We start from the raw sequence: 14025 nt of genomic DNA, 5'->3' as shown, positions 1-14025 counted from the left end.
GACAAGGGCGGATGGTGGGGATGCGTAAACACTGATGACCCGCCGGACGTGATCAAAGTGCGCCCCTTTGCACGCCCTCGCACCGGCAGTGCTGCGATTGATCGGCCAAAGGAGAGCCATCGCCCGCTCAATGCGGGCCCATTGAAAGGATCGAAAAGACCATGCCGCATGCCAGCTTCGGTTATCGACGCATGGCGTGGACGCGGGGGGCATGACCTGTACCACATGCCGTTGGATCGGCACCTGCGCCGACAGGTGCAAAGCACCATCGCGACAGCCGGACGGATCAGCCGCCTGAACAGCAGGTCGGCGCGTCGTCACCAACCCAGGGGGCGGGCAGGCACGGCACGCCAAATTAAATGTTGACGTTATTGTTGACAATACATAGACAGGTTCTTGTCGGCGATGTCGGGAGGCGGGAATGGAAATGGATGCGACGCGGAAGACCGTTGAAGATCGTGAGCCCACGAATTGCCGGTCCAGCGGTCCGACCCAGCCTGCTGCAATAAGCGGGGACGGGACGGATCCGGGTGCAGCTCTGCCGCAACCGCAACCGCCACGCCGATTTCGCGACCTTCTGGCGCTTGACGACTTTGAGCGTCACGCCAGGCGCCATTTGCCGCGCATGGTCTTTGGCTATGTCTCGGGCTCGGTGGAAACCGGTGCGACGCTGCGCGCTGCGCGAGAGGCCTTTGATGAACACCGATTTCTTCCACGCATGTTCGTCGATGTCTCGAGTCGCGACCAGGGTGTCACGATGTTCGGCAAGCGCTGGTCGTCACCCTTTGGCATCGCCCCGCTCGGCGGAGCGGCGTTCATCGCCTATCGCGCCGACTTGCAGCTTGCCAAGGCCGCAGGCAACGCGCAGATACCGATGATCCTCAGTGGTTCTTCGCTGATCAGCCTGGAGGATGTCCACGCGGCAAACCCCGATGCCTGGTTTCAGGCGTATCTTGCCGGCGATCAGCCGCGCATCGATCGCCTGGTCGACCGGGTCGCGGCCGCAGGGTATGAAACGCTTGTGGTCACGGGCGACACGCCGCTGCTTGGCAATCGCGAACACAACATCCGCAGCGGCTTTTCGATGCCGATCAAGATGACGCCGAACGTCATGCTGCAAAGCGCGCTTGCACCGCACTGGCTGGTGGGCACTGTTCTGCGCACTTACCTGAAGCACGGTGCACCACATTTCGAAAACACAGACGCCGAGCGTGGGCCACCGATGATGTCAAAGCAGGTGCGCAACACCAAACGGCGCGACGAGCTTGCCTGGTCCCACGTCGAGGCGATCCGTCGCCGCTGGAAAGGCAACCTTGTCGTCAAGGGCATCATGACGGCCAGCGACGCGCGCATCGCCAAGGAGTGCGGCGTCGACGGGGTGATCCTGTCAAGCCACGGTGGACGGCAACTGGACCATGCCGTCGCCCCGCTTGATTGCCTTGCAGAAGTTGCCGCGAACAAGGGTGCGATGAAGGTCATGATCGACAGCGGCCTTCGGCGCGGCACCGATGTTCTCAAGGCCGTCGCACTGGGCGCAGATTTCGTTTTTCTTGGCCGCCCGTTTCTCTATGCGGCGGCCATCGGCGGGGCGGCGGGCGTGTCTCATGCGATCCGCATCCTGCATGATGAGATTGAACGCGACCTTGCCCTGATCGGCGTCAAGCATCCGCAACAGCTTGATGCCAGCTATCTTGCCCCCGTTCGGCCCCGCCGCTGAGCCATCTGTCACGCGATCGACCGTCATTCATCGCGACCCCCTGAAGGAGACCAAAATGCCGTTGAAAGTCATGAGCACGCTGGCGGTCGAGGTAGCACTCAAGCGCAGCCTCCTGCCATCCTTCACCGATGCCACCCAGATCACGCCGGACGTGTCGTGGAACACGACCACCGTCATCATGCAGCGCATCGGGGACGGAGCCAGCGCGGATGCGATCATCCTGATTGACAAGTCGATGGACGACCTGGTCAAGCGGGGCGTGGTCGATCCGTCCACGGTCCGCCCCATCGTCACAGCCAAGATCGGAATTGCGGTGGCAGGTGATGCCCCCGCGCCCCGGCTGGACACCGTCGACGACCTCAAGGCCGCCCTGCTTTCGGCGCGCTCGGTCGCCTATTCGCGCGCCGGCGCCAGCGGCATCTATTTCGCCGGGCTGATCGAGCGGTTGGGCATCGCAGAGGCGATCAACGCCAAGGCGACGATCATTCCCGAAGGCTTTACCGCGCGCCAGATCGTGGAGGGGAACGCCGATCTGGCAATCCAGCAGATCAGCGAACTGATGTCGGTGGATGGCATCACGATCGCCGGACCGTTGCCGGATGAGGTTCAGGTCGGCACCGATTTTTCGGTCGCGTTGTTTTCAGACGCCACGAACCCCACCGACGCTGCACGGCTGGTCATGCACCTGACATCGCCCGACGCGGTCGCGGCGTACGAGGCGGCCGGCCTGACGTCGCGCCTGTCCTTTAACTGATCGTTTCGAAAGCTCCGCCCGTGAACGCCAGACCCCGTATCGTCCTCTATCATGCAACGCCCGTCGCCATGGAGCCGGTTGCCACCGCCATGCGGGTGCTTTGGCCAGAGGCGGAGGCGGTCAATCTGCTGGATGACGGGCTGACGCTTGACCGTGCCAAGGAAGGCGAGACCATCTCCGAGACGCTGACCGAACGCTTTGTGGATTTCGGGCGCTATGCGTATCGCATCGGCGCGGACGGCATTCTTGTCACATGCTCGGCCTTTGGGCCTGCCATTGACCGGATGGCGCAGGTTCTGCCGATCCCGGTCGTCAGGCCGAACGAGGCCATGTTCCGCGATGCGATCACCGCCGGCAGTCGCATCGGCATGCTGGCAACGTTCGGTCCCGCCGTTTCCACCATGGCCGAAGAATTCGACAGCTTTGCCGCCGAAACCTGTTCGACGGCGACGCTGACGACGATCGTGGTGGACGACGCGATCGACCTGTTGCGCGCAGGCGACGTCGCTTCGCACAACAGGCTGGTTGCCGCCCGTGCGCCGGAATTCGCGGGTTGCGACGCGATCATGCTTGCGCATTTCTCCACGTCCCGCGCTGCCGAAATGGTCCGTGCTGCGGTTTCGGTGCCGGTCTTTACGGCGCCCGAAGCGGCTGTGAGCCGCATGAAGCATCTTATTGAGCATGCGTGATCATGCCGGCTCGTTCGGATGCGCATCGGGGCTTGCGTCCATACGAAGACGGAAAGGCCCGGTCGATCAGCATGAACGCGACAGAGAAAAATGCTTTGATAGGCCCAAAACGGCTATGTGCAAGATCGAAGGATTGAAATAATGTCCTCATTCCCCCGCTATAGTGCGCATATTGGTTACTTGTTCGCTGACTTGCCTTTCGAGCAGCGAATTGCAGCGGCGCGATCGGCGGGCTTTTCTGCCATTGAACATCCATCACCCTATGCCGTGCCAGCGGACGAACTGGCGGTGCTTTTGCGCGCAGTCGCGCTTCCCTATGTGCAATTCGGATTGCGCTCCGGCAATGCCGCCCACGGGGAAAAGGGCATCGCTATCTTTCCGGACCGACGCGACGAATTCCGGAGCAACCTGTTTGAAGGACTTGGCTACGCCGAGGCGACAGGCGTCCGCATGATCCATGTCATGGCCGGAGTATTATCGGCGGAACAACAGAAACCCGAACACCGCGAATGCTATATCGATAACCTGCTTTTGGCCGCTGACGAAGGTGAGAAGCGGGGAATTCGCATCATCATCGAGGCAATGAGCAGTGCGACCGTCCCGAACTATTTTCTGCCAACCGCCGCCTCGGCGAAAGATGCGATCGAACAGATGGGCCATCGCAGTCTTGGCCTGTTGCTGGACATCTTTCACACCGTTGCCGCGGGTGACGATCCCATCGCCACAATTCACGACTGCCGGCAGCTGATTGCCCATGTGCATATTGCCGATCACCCGGGGCGCCATGAACCCGGAAGCGGGGCGATAAACTATGATGCTGTCCGGTCGGCCCTCGGCGACATTGGTTATGGCGGGTATATCGGCTGTGAATATGTCCCGGCGGGTAAAACTGTCGAAGGACTGGATTGGATGAAATATCCCGCATGACCCGATACTCTCAAGAGGTTTGTCATGGAGCTAATTCGATAACAGAAAACGTCATCCGGTGCGTATCAACGGAATAACCCCGTAATCCGCCGGCAAGTAGAAATCGTCCGGAAACGGAATGAGGAAACAACCATGCATCAATCGATCAATCCCACCACCGGGGCACTTGTGGCTGAATTTCCCTTGCACGATGACAAGGATATCGACGCCGCGTTGGGTCAGGCGGTCACTGCACAGCGCCAGTGGCGGCGCGTCCCGATCGAAAAGCGCGTAACCCTTTTGACAGCAATGGCGCGCGAATTGAGAGCCGACAAAGAGCGCTTTGCACGGATCATTACCGAAGAGATCGGCAAACCCATTTCGGAATCGCGCGCTGAAATTGAGAAATGCGCGGCCACATGCGATTTTTATGCTGCAAAGGCGCCCGAATATCTTGCCGACGAGGTCATCGCGTCGAATGCCACCGAATCTATGGTCGTGTTCGATCCGATCGGCGTCGTGTTGGCCATCATGCCTTGGAATTACCCGTTCTGGCAGCTTTTCCGCTTTGCCGCTCCGGCGCTGGCGGCGGGAAACGGTGCCATTCTCAAACATGCCGCCAATGTTCCGCGTTCGGCCCAAGCCATCGAAGAGGTCATGCAGAAAGCCGGTTGCCCGGACGGATTGTTTCGGGCGCTGCTGATCGACAGCGGCAAGGTTGCTGGCATCATCGCTGATGATCGGATCGCGGCAGTGACATTGACCGGCTCCACGCAGGTCGGTCAGATCGTCGCCGCGCAGTCGGGGCAGGCGTTGAAGAAGCAGGTTCTTGAACTTGGAGGGTCGGACCCGTTCATCGTGCTGCCGGGGGCCGACCTTGCGCAAGCCGCGCAGGTCGCGGTCAGGTCGCGCTTCATCAACGTCGGCCAGTCCTGCGTCAACGCCAAGCGCTTTATCGTCGCCGAGGAAATCGCGGACGAGTTCACCGCACTTTTTCGTGCCGGCATCGAAGCGCTCAAGATCGGCGATCCGATGGACGAGGATACCCAGATCGGGCCGATGGCGCGCATGAACCTCAGGGCTGATCTGCATGATCAGGTCCAGCGCTCGATTGCCGACGGCGCGCAGCTTTCCCTGGGTGGGGCGATGCAGGAAGGCGCGGGCTTCTTCTATCTGCCCACCTTGCTGGATCGGGTGACGCCGGCCCACACCTCGTTCCGCGAGGAACTGTTCGGGCCTGTCGCCTCTGTCATCCGCTGTGCCGATGCCGATCAGGCCGTGGCGCTGGCCAATGACACCGAGTTCGGGCTCGGAGCTTCTGTCTGGACAAACGATGCCGGGCTGGCCCGACGCATGGCCCGCGACATCGACGCGGGTGCGGTGTTCATCAACGGCATGGTTGCCTCTGACGCCCGGCTTCCGTTCGGCGGCATCAAGAAATCCGGTTACGGTCGGGAACTTGGAAGTTACGGCATCCGCGAATTCACGAACATCAAAACCGTCTGGATCGGGCCGGCCACGGCTCCAGTCCATCAGCAGACCAGATAAGGAGACTTTGTCATGACAAATCCCGCGATCCTTCGTCCAACCGAACTGCCGGTCAATGACCGTGGCAACGGCGCCCGCACGATCCCGCTGGTCACGCGGTCCTGTGGATCGACCAGCCTCATCAACGGCATCACGGCTTTCGAGCCGGGCGCCAAGATCGGGTTTCATTTCCACAACTGCGAAGAAAGCGTCATGATCCTGGAGGGCGTCGCGGTCGCCGAGATCGGTGATCAGCGACACCATTTGAAGACGGGCGACACGACCTGGATCCCTGCGAACGTCCCGCATCGTTTTCTAAACGAAAGCGATGCGCTGATGCGTATCTTCTGGACTTATGCGACGGTTGACGCCACGCGCACCATGGTCGAGACCGGAGTCGAGCAATCCATCGATGACGAGCACCAGAAGGCAAAGCGCGCATGATCCATGAAATTGCGACTCTGTCGATCGATCCGGCTCGGGCGCTTGCGTTCAGGGATGCCGTGGCACTGGCAAAACCACTGTTTCTGGCGGCCAAGGGGTGTCATGACATGCGCCTTGAGCAGGTGATAGAGACCCCTGGGCAGTACCTGCTGATGGTTCGCTGGACCACCGTCGAGGACCATGAGGCGTTTCGTCGGACCGCGGCATTCCAGGAATGGCGAGGCCACGCTGGTCCGTTCTTCACCAAGCCACCCGAGGTCGTCCATGTCACGCAGATCGTCTAGGTGTCGGGCAGCATGCGGCTGCCGATTCGGATAAGGCGTACGCGCACTGCGATCGCGCTGTCCCAGGCGGCAAGACGGCCCAGTGAATCACGCTCTGTCCGCGCCAAGGCTGCGGCCAGGGCTTGTTTGCCTCGGGATCCGGCAGCAACCAAACGCGCATTCGGCGCCTGATCCCCGCCTCTGGTCCGGGGAAACTGAAAACGCGGCTCGGCACCCGGACTATGAGGGGCGTCGGGCGGCAAACGCATAACGGTTTCATCCAACGCCTGTGGCAGTTCGCAAAATTTGGGCTTCAGACTCATCAATTTTTCGCCCTTTGCATGATTCAGGCTGCCGCAAGGAGACCTGATCAATGAACAACCTGTTTTGGCTGACGGAAGTGTTCAGTCCCGGCATCTGGTTGATCGGATTCAGGACGGATCTGTCTGGCTCGGATGTCCAAATCCTGCTGATGTATTCGTAGGGCGTGAAGCCGCTGAGCGTCGTGAGCCGGCGGGCGACGTTTTAGGCTGCCATGAAGTCCGCAAGGTGGGTGCGGAGCTGGGCGTGGTCATCGTGATGGAAACGTTCGACGGTCGCGTCCTTGATGGTGCGGTTCATCCGCCCGACCTGGCCGTCGCTCGGGGAAACAGTCCCCCGGACTAGTTCCTTATCCCCGCAACTCCAGGGGTGGTTGGGGTTCGTGAGGCGGTGCTCGATACCGCTCGACCGTGTCCTCGGACCAATGGCTGACACGGTCTCGCCCTCGCAGATCATGTCGAAGCGCATGAGCCGGGAATGGAGGGTGTTGCGATTTTGCGGCTGCTTGGGCCGAACTGAATGCCACGCGCCATCGGGCTTGAACCGATGGCGCCCGTTGGCTCGATCGGTGAGAATGGCGTGGACCTGACAGGATGAGCCGCATGTCGGCGAATGCTTCCAGCATGTGCTGCAGGAACTTCCATGCCGTCTTTCTGTCCGCCTTGTCGACCAACCGGGTCACGGCAAACTTGCGTGTTCAGTCGATGCCGACGAACAGAAACAGTTTGCCCTCAGCAGTCTGCACTTCGGCAATATCGATATGGATCGAGCCATGTCCGCCGTTGGTTCGAGGGTAATGGCGAGGGCCGATGGGGTTGCGTTCAGCTTCTGCCGCTTCGGCTTGTCGCCTCCCACGTCAGGCAACCGTGAAATGTATTCGCCATTGGGCTTGAACCAGTGGCGCCGCGATGGCTCGGCGCTGCAGGCACCGATGCCGCGATGAACGCGTCAGGTGCGGGATGGATGGCTGCAGCGCATGGAGGCAATCGTCCAGCGGCAGCTGCGTTTGCTGCCGCAAAGCGACAACGGTCGCCTCCTCCGCCTCGGTCAGGATCGTCGAGCGTGGTTCCTTTGGCCCCGTCTTGAGGTCCTCGACCGTCTGGCGCTTGCGCCACTTCGCCACCGTTTTCTGGTTGATCCCCAGCTCTCTGCTCAACGTCGCGAGCGAAGCTTGCGATCATTCGGGCCGACCCTCGGACCGATGGCGGGCCCGCCCTCATCATTGCAGCTCTGCCAGCGTGCGTGCTCGTGGCGCTTCCGTGACAGACCTGGCCCCATAATGCTTGCTTCCATTCCTGAGAAAGGATCGCACCATCAAACCGTGGAAGCAGATAACTAAAGGCATTCATCTCCCTGACCGGTAACCATAAGGCGCCCCATATCGCCAGTGGCTGACGGCCGCGTGCCACGGCCCCCTTCAGCAGCATCGAAACCGATCACCACGCATAGGCAGTCGTGCAGGGCGCATGGCAAACTGACCAGGTCTTTGCATGGCAGCCCAGACCTCGCTGGCCTGACGCCGTGCACCTATGCTAATGGGTCAAATGACGATCATAACGTACAGAGCCGGTGTATGAACGCGGAGTTGCGGAGGTGCAGTGACCCGGGCAACCGGCGACATCGATACCGCATCAGGTCCCGATGGTTCATGGGCCCTTGTCGGATGTCCCGTAAAGTTGTCCTATTAGGCTGTTTTCCCGTGTCGCGGAATTGTTTATACAGTTGCGATAGTTCCTTGGCAGGCACGCATGTTTCGTACCTTCTGAATCAAGATCCATTGTAACGATTTATCCTGCCGGAGAGTCTTTTTTGCGCGTGACCTATCTTGCCCATGACCTTGACGATCCCTCGATCTGGCGGCGGGTCAGGATGCTGCGTCAGGGCGGGGCACAAGTCCGCATTGCGGGGTTCCGGCGGGGGCAGGGGCCGTTGCCCGAACCCGCGACGGTTCTGGGGCATACCGCCAATGGCCGCATGATCCAACGGGTCCGCGCGATCGTTGCGGCATGGCCCCGCATCGCGCGCCTGATCCCGCCCCAGGACGACGGCCCCGAGGTGATTCTGGCCCGCAATCTGGAAATGCTTGCCTTGGGTGCGCGACTGGCGCGCGCCCGGGGTGGGCGATTGGTGTATGAACTTCTGGACATTCACGGAATGATGCTGGGGCAGGGAATGCCCGCCCGCATCCTGCGCCGGGTCGAGGCGGGGCTGATGGGTCGCACCAGCCTGGTCGTCCTGTCATCGCCCGCGTTCCAGACACGCTATCTGCGCCATTTCGGTCAGCCCGACGTCCCGATCCTGCTGGTCGAGAACAAGCCCTTTGCCCGGCCCGACATGCCGCCGCCCCAAGCCGATCCCGCCCCCGGCGGGGCCGAACAGGGTGGGCCGCTGATCGTCGGATGGTTCGGAATGCTGCGCTGTCGCTGGTCGCTTGGGGTGCTGGACAGCGTCACCCGCGCACAGCCCGGACGGTTCCGGGTTATCCTGCGCGGGCGCCCGGCACTGGACGTCATGGGCGATTTCCACGCCGTTGTGGATGCGAACCCTGACCTGTCCTTCATGGGCGCTTATGACTGGCCTGACGACCTGCCCGACATCTATGCGCAGCTGGACGTGGCCTGGCTGATCGACCGGTACCAGGCGGGTCAGAACTCCGACTGGCTGCTGCCCAATCGCCTGTACGAAGGGTGCCTGAACGGTGCCGTTCCCGTGGTTCTGGACGGAACAGAGGTGGCGCACCGGGTTCAGGCCTGGGGATGCGGTGTCACCGTGGCGGCCCCCGATGCCGCGTCCGTCACTGCCGCATTGTCGTCCATCGATCCCGCCGGCCTTGCTGCGCGCCGCACCACCGTCGCGAACCTGCCGCGCGCCGTTCTGGAAATGGGCGAGGCCGAATGCCATGATCTGACGGCTGCCATCTGCGGGGCGGGGGCCACGGCCTCGGCTGCGCCTTACGGGGTCCGCGATGTCTGAACGCCATGTGCTGATCGTCATTCCCGCCCTGAACGAGGCGCGCCATATCGATAGTGTTCTGACCTTTGCTGCGGCCTTTGCGGCGCGGGCGAACGGATTGGTCGTGGTGGCCGACGGCGGTTCGACTGATGCGACCTGCGATATCGTCCGCCGCCGCGCCGCGGCCGATCCCCTGATCCGGCTGATCGACAATCCCGGCAGGCTGCAATCCGCGGGTGTGAACCTGGCTGTGGAGCAGTTCGGGGGCGGGGCCGAATGGCTGCTGCGCCTGGATGCGCACAGCGATTATCCTGCGGATTACGGCGATGTGCTGTTGGCCGAGGCGCGGCACAGCGGTGCCGACAGCGTCGTCGTCACCATGCATGCTCAAGGTCAGGGCTTTCTGCAGCAGGCCATTGCCGAGGCGCAGAATTCGCGTCTGGGCAATGGCGGCTCTGCCCACCGGCTGGTGGGCGGCGGGGCCTGGGTCGGTCACGGTCACCACGCCCTGATGCGGATCGATGCCTTTCGTGCGGTCGGCGGCTATGACGCCCGTTTCAGCCATAACGAGGACGCCGAGCTTGACCACCGCCTGACGGCGGCGGGCCGTCGCATCTGGCTGACCGGGCGGACCGGGCTGACCTATTTTCCGCGCGCGCGCCTTGGCGCCCTGGTCCGGCAATATTTCAATTTCGGCCGCGGCCGCGCGCGCAACCTGCAAAAGCATGGCGCCCGCCCGGCGACGCGCCAGGCTGTCGTGGCGATGCTGGCCCCGGCGGCGGCATTGGTGGTTCTGGCGCCCCTGAACGCGGTCTTTGCACTGCCACTGGTGCTGTGGCTGCTGGCCTGCCTGGCCGGGGGCGTGATGATCGCCCTGCAGATCGGGCAACCCCGCGGGCTGGTCGCCGGGCTTGTCGCGGGGACCATGCACATGGCGTGGTCTGCGGGTTTCTGGCGGCAGTGGCTGGCCCGCAAACGTGACAGGGAACGGACCCCCGCATGACCCCACCCCTGTTTCACGATACGGTGCTGATCGGCATCTGTACCTTTCGACGGGCCGAACTGGCCGCGACGCTGGCATCCCTTGCGGGGCTGACGCCCTGCGGCCTGCCGGTGGCCGTCGCAATCGCCGACAATGACGCCCAGCCCTCGGCCAACGATCTGGTCAGCGCGATCGCGGTGAACCACCCCTTGCAGATCACCTATCTGCACGCGCCCCAGGCCAACATTTCGATCGCGCGAAACGCGTTGTTGGATCATGCCCGTGCCACGGGCGCGCGGCTGCTGGTCTATCTGGACGATGACGAGACGGTCGAGCCAGACTGGCTGATGCACCTTGTGGCCGCGTGGCGGGATGCGGATGTGGGCGCCGTTCTGGGGCCGGTTCGCGCCCATTATCACCCAGACGCGCCATCCTGGATGGACAAGGCGCGTGCGCATGACACGTTGCCGGTCTTTGGCCCGGATGGGGCGATCACCAGCGGCTATACCTGCAATGTGCTTGTCGATCTGTCGAACCCCGCCGCCAACGGCCTGCGGTTCGACCCGGTCCGTGGCCGTTCGGGCGGCGAGGACAGTGCCTTTTTTGCCAGCCTTCTGGCCGCGGGCGGGCGGATCACGTTCGCGCCGCTGGCCGTTGCACACGAAACCGTACCATCCGACCGCGCGCGCCTTGCCTGGCTGCTGCGACGTCGCTATCGGATGGGCCAGACGCATGCCAGCCTGATCGTTCAGGGGAAACCGCGGGCCGGACGCATCCGCGCGACCGGCGTGGCGGTGGCCAAGGCACTGGCCTGTGGCGGACTGGCCGCGATCGGGGCGGTCCGCCCGGCCTGGCGCAACCGCCAGCTGATGCGTGCAGCACTTCATGTCGGGGCGGCCGCCCATCTGGGCGGCGCACGGCAGATCGAAATTTATGGAACGGCGCCGGATCGGTCACAGACCGAACCCCGCTCGGGACCCAAGGGAAGCTGATGGGACGCGAAATCAAGCCCTATGACGGGAACATGGCCTATGTCGAGGCACCGGCCGCGCCGGTCCAGACCATCGACCTGCGGCGGCTGATGGTGGCATTGCGGCGACAGCGCATGACCATCGTGCTGCCCGCCGTGCTGCTGGGGATGCTGGGCCTGACCTATGCCATCGCAAAGCCCTCGACATTCACGACCTATTCCAGCCTGCTTTTGGACAGCAACGTGAACCGTTCCGTCCAGCAGGTCGGCGGCATCGCCAGCGCCGCACTGCCGGCCGAGCGGATCGAGAACGCGCGCGTCGTTCTGGAATCAAACAAGCTGGCCGAAGACGTGCTGAACCTGACCGGGCTGCAGGACAATCCGTCGTTCATGAACCCCCCGCGATCGGCCTTTACCACGGCAATCAAGGGCATTTTGTCGACCGTGTTCTGGCCATTGATCTGGGGCATCGACAAGATCACGGCGCTGACTGCTCCTGCGGATGGCGTTGACCAGGCCGGGGTTTCGAGCGACATGATGGCGTCCGATCCGTCGATGGCGCAGGCCGATCCCGCACGGCGCCTGGCGGCCGCGCGTCTGCGCACTGCAATCCGTATCGATCGGATCGGTCAAAGCTCCGCCGTTGCGGTCAGCTATTCGTCGCATGATCCGGTGATCGCGGCGCAGGTCGCCAACGCATACGCTGATCTCTACGTTCAGGATATCCTGTCTTCCAACGCCGATTCCGTCGGCCAGACCAATGCCTGGATGCGTACCCGCCTCGAGGAACTGCAGGGTCAGGCGCAGGCTGCGGCAGATGCCGCCGAACGCTTTGCCGCCGAAAACAGCCTGGTCGAATTCTCATCCGGGGGGCTTCTGACCGAACAGGCCCTGAACGAGCTGAACTCCAGCCTGACCGAGGTCCTGACCGAGGCCGCACGCGCGCGGGCGGTTCTGGACACCTATGACCGTGCCGTTGCCGGTGGGGTCGACGGGCTGACCGACAGCAACAGCTCTCTGGCGATCGGCGGCGACGTGTCGCTGGAACTGCGCTCGCGGCTGGATTCCTACAATGACGTCCAAGCCCGGTTGCAGCGTCTTCTGGACACCTCTGGCCCGGATCATCCGCAGGTCGCGGGCCTGCAGCAGACCCTGATCACCACGGCCGAACGCCTTTTCGTCGAACTGCAGTCAAAGCGCGCCGAGGCTCAAAGCACGCTGGACGTTGCCAATGCCCGCGTCGAGGCCCTGCAGGAAAGCGTCCAGCAGGCATCCGCACGCAACAGCGATCAGGCCGCCAACTTTGTCCGGCTGCGCGCCCTGCAGGAAGAGGCCGCGACCCTGTCCGCCATCTATCAGCAGACCCTGACCCGGTCACAAGAGATCGAACAGCAGCAATCGTTCCCGGTGTCGAACGTGCGGATCCTGTCCTATGCACAGGCCCCGTCCACGCCGTCGGGGCCGGCGGTGCTGCGCACGGCACTGGCTGCGACGCTGCTGGGGCTGTTTCTGGGCATGGCCATTGCGGCCTTGCGCGAATGGCGCGAACGCTCGCTGCGCACGGCTGCGGACCTGACCGACTATTCGGGCTTGCGGTTCCTGGGCCACCTTCCGGTGCTGCCCACGGTTCGCCGCGCCCGGACGCCGGGTTCCGCGCCTGTCGCCGCGCGGGCGGAACCCGGCTTGGCCAGTGGCCAGACGCTGCCCGTCCCGTCCAGATTGCGGCCCCCGGTCATCCAGGTCCCGGTCCCGGTGCTGCACTATCCCGATTCGGTTTATGCCGAAACGCTGCGCCATGTCCGCCTGGCCGGCGAAGCCTCGGCGCGGTCGTTGCCGATCACGGGCGTGACATCGTTCCATCCCTTTGATGGGCGGTCATCGGTCGCCTTCAACCTTGCGGGCCAGCTGGGCATCGGCATGCACTCTGTCCTGCTGATCGACGCCGACAGCCGTGGTCGGACGCTGAGCCGGATGTTGGGTCTGGACCGCAAGCCGGGACTGACCGACGCGGTCAGCGGCGGGGGCAATTGGCAAGACATGCTTGTCGGCATCGCCAACACCAACCTCGTCGTGCTGCCCTGCGGGCTTGATCAGGGCGGACCTTCTGACGACCTGCTGACGGGTCAGATGCTGGGCCAGATTGCGGCCGAGGCGCGCGACGGTGATTTCAGCCGGGTCATCGTCGATGTTCCGCCGCTGTACCCCGTGGCGCAGGGCAGGGCGATTCTGCACGAATTGGCACAATTCGTCATCGTGGCTGAATGGGGCCGGACGTCGCGTGCCATGGCCGAGAATGCCCTGGCCGACGATGCCCTTCTGGAAGCGCGTTGCCTGGGCGTGGTGTATGACCGTGTGAACCTGCGCAAGCTGAAGTCGTTCCTGCTGCCCGGAGAGATGGAAAATTATCTGGCGGGACCGAAATCATACATGTCGCTAAAGCGTCGTGCGACGGGTCGGTAAGCATTTTTTAACCTTTGTCGCTCACCTTGGTTCTGACGGC

At 63.0% G+C, this 14025-nt stretch carries 12 protein-coding genes and 1 pseudogene; 11 read left to right on the top strand and 2 right to left on the bottom strand.

Going from position 1 to position 14025, the window contains the following annotated elements:
• The first annotated feature begins 616 nt into the window (after positions 1 to 616).
• From ACJJVR_RS03035 to ACJJVR_RS03005, 7 genes are all read left to right on the top strand, one after another.
• Positions 617 to 1717 carry an alpha-hydroxy acid oxidase gene (locus ACJJVR_RS03035; protein ID WP_405402135.1) on the top strand — a complete coding sequence of 367 codons (1101 nt, stop codon included), beginning with the start codon at positions 617 to 619 and terminating at the stop codon, positions 1715 to 1717.
• 55 nt (positions 1718 to 1772) lie between these two features.
• Positions 1773 to 2471, top strand: a complete 699-nt coding sequence (locus tag ACJJVR_RS03030) for a molybdate ABC transporter substrate-binding protein (RefSeq protein WP_405402133.1) — start codon at positions 1773 to 1775, stop codon at positions 2469 to 2471.
• A gap of 68 nt (positions 2472 to 2539) precedes the next feature.
• Positions 2540 to 3160 (top strand): aspartate/glutamate racemase family protein, encoded by a 621-nt coding sequence (locus tag ACJJVR_RS03025; RefSeq protein WP_405402132.1) that lies wholly within the window; start codon positions 2540 to 2542, stop codon positions 3158 to 3160.
• Between the two features lie 141 nt (positions 3161 to 3301).
• Positions 3302 to 4087 carry a hydroxypyruvate isomerase family protein gene (locus ACJJVR_RS03020; protein ID WP_405402130.1) on the top strand — a complete coding sequence of 262 codons (786 nt, stop codon included), beginning with the start codon at positions 3302 to 3304 and terminating at the stop codon, positions 4085 to 4087.
• A gap of 132 nt (positions 4088 to 4219) precedes the next feature.
• Positions 4220 to 5614, top strand: coding sequence for an NAD-dependent succinate-semialdehyde dehydrogenase (locus ACJJVR_RS03015; protein WP_405402128.1), 1395 nt, complete (start codon positions 4220 to 4222; stop codon positions 5612 to 5614).
• Between the two features lie 12 nt (positions 5615 to 5626).
• Positions 5627 to 6037 (top strand): cupin domain-containing protein, encoded by a 411-nt coding sequence (locus tag ACJJVR_RS03010; protein ID WP_405402126.1) that lies wholly within the window; start codon positions 5627 to 5629, stop codon positions 6035 to 6037.
• A complete protein-coding gene (locus tag ACJJVR_RS03005) occupies positions 6034 to 6321 on the top strand; it encodes an antibiotic biosynthesis monooxygenase family protein (RefSeq protein WP_405402124.1) in 288 nt (95 codons plus the stop codon). The genes ACJJVR_RS03010 and ACJJVR_RS03005 overlap by 4 nt, the downstream gene beginning before the upstream one ends.
• Here ACJJVR_RS03005 and ACJJVR_RS03000 read toward each other — a convergent pair.
• Together ACJJVR_RS03000 and ACJJVR_RS02995 are read right to left on the bottom strand one after the other, a co-directional pair.
• Positions 6318 to 6623, bottom strand: coding sequence for a hypothetical protein (locus tag ACJJVR_RS03000; RefSeq protein ID WP_405402123.1), 306 nt, complete (start codon positions 6621 to 6623; stop codon positions 6318 to 6320). The genes ACJJVR_RS03005 and ACJJVR_RS03000 overlap by 4 nt on opposite strands.
• Before the next feature lie 698 nt (positions 6624 to 7321).
• Positions 7322 to 7844: pseudogene (locus ACJJVR_RS02995) on the bottom strand (hypothetical protein); the annotation flags it as partial.
• Between the two features lie 592 nt (positions 7845 to 8436).
• Here ACJJVR_RS02995 and ACJJVR_RS02990 point away from each other — a divergent pair.
• Genes ACJJVR_RS02990 through ACJJVR_RS02975 form a run of 4 tightly spaced genes read left to right on the top strand, consistent with a single transcriptional unit; the run spans position 8437 to position 13985 of the window.
• On the top strand, positions 8437 to 9594 hold the full coding sequence (locus ACJJVR_RS02990; protein ID WP_405402121.1) for a glycosyl transferase: 1158 nt from the start codon (positions 8437 to 8439) through the stop codon (positions 9592 to 9594).
• Entirely contained in the window at positions 9587 to 10576 is a 990-nt protein-coding gene (locus ACJJVR_RS02985) for a glycosyltransferase family 2 protein (RefSeq protein WP_405402119.1), read from the top strand. Before ACJJVR_RS02990 ends, ACJJVR_RS02985 begins: the two co-directional genes overlap by 8 nt.
• Positions 10573 to 11547 (top strand): glycosyltransferase, encoded by a 975-nt coding sequence (locus tag ACJJVR_RS02980; protein WP_405402118.1) that lies wholly within the window; start codon positions 10573 to 10575, stop codon positions 11545 to 11547. The genes ACJJVR_RS02985 and ACJJVR_RS02980 overlap by 4 nt, the downstream gene beginning before the upstream one ends.
• On the top strand, positions 11547 to 13985 hold the full coding sequence (locus ACJJVR_RS02975; RefSeq protein ID WP_405402115.1) for a GNVR domain-containing protein: 2439 nt from the start codon (positions 11547 to 11549) through the stop codon (positions 13983 to 13985). The genes ACJJVR_RS02980 and ACJJVR_RS02975 overlap by 1 nt, the downstream gene beginning before the upstream one ends.
• Positions 13986 to 14025 lie beyond the last annotated feature (40 nt).

The sequence above is a fragment of the Paracoccus sp. Ld10 genome (assembly GCF_045064235.1).
Classification (GTDB): Bacteria; Pseudomonadota; Alphaproteobacteria; order Rhodobacterales; family Rhodobacteraceae; genus Paracoccus.
This window is presented reverse-complemented; position numbering and strand designations above follow the sequence as displayed.

Bases quoted from the DNA above. Each gene is read 5' to 3' on its own strand.
- ACJJVR_RS03030 (WP_405402133.1), top strand. From the start codon at position 1,773: ATGCCGTTGAAAGTCATGAGCACGCTGGCGGTCGAGGTAGCACTCAAG.
- ACJJVR_RS03025 (WP_405402132.1), top strand. From the start codon at position 2,540: ATGGAGCCGGTTGCCACCGCCATGCGGGTGCTTTGGCCAGAGGCGGAG.
- ACJJVR_RS03020 (WP_405402130.1), top strand. From the start codon at position 3,302: ATGTCCTCATTCCCCCGCTATAGTGCGCATATTGGTTACTTGTTCGCT.
- ACJJVR_RS03015 (WP_405402128.1), top strand. From the start codon at position 4,220: ATGCATCAATCGATCAATCCCACCACCGGGGCACTTGTGGCTGAATTT.
- ACJJVR_RS03010 (WP_405402126.1), top strand. From the start codon at position 5,627: ATGACAAATCCCGCGATCCTTCGTCCAACCGAACTGCCGGTCAATGAC.
- ACJJVR_RS03005 (WP_405402124.1), top strand. From the start codon at position 6,034: ATGATCCATGAAATTGCGACTCTGTCGATCGATCCGGCTCGGGCGCTT.
- ACJJVR_RS03000 (WP_405402123.1), bottom strand. From the start codon at position 6,623: ATGAGTCTGAAGCCCAAATTTTGCGAACTGCCACAGGCGTTGGATGAA.
- ACJJVR_RS02985 (WP_405402119.1), top strand. From the start codon at position 9,587: ATGTCTGAACGCCATGTGCTGATCGTCATTCCCGCCCTGAACGAGGCG.
- ACJJVR_RS02980 (WP_405402118.1), top strand. From the start codon at position 10,573: ATGACCCCACCCCTGTTTCACGATACGGTGCTGATCGGCATCTGTACC.
- ACJJVR_RS02975 (WP_405402115.1), top strand. From the start codon at position 11,547: ATGGGACGCGAAATCAAGCCCTATGACGGGAACATGGCCTATGTCGAG.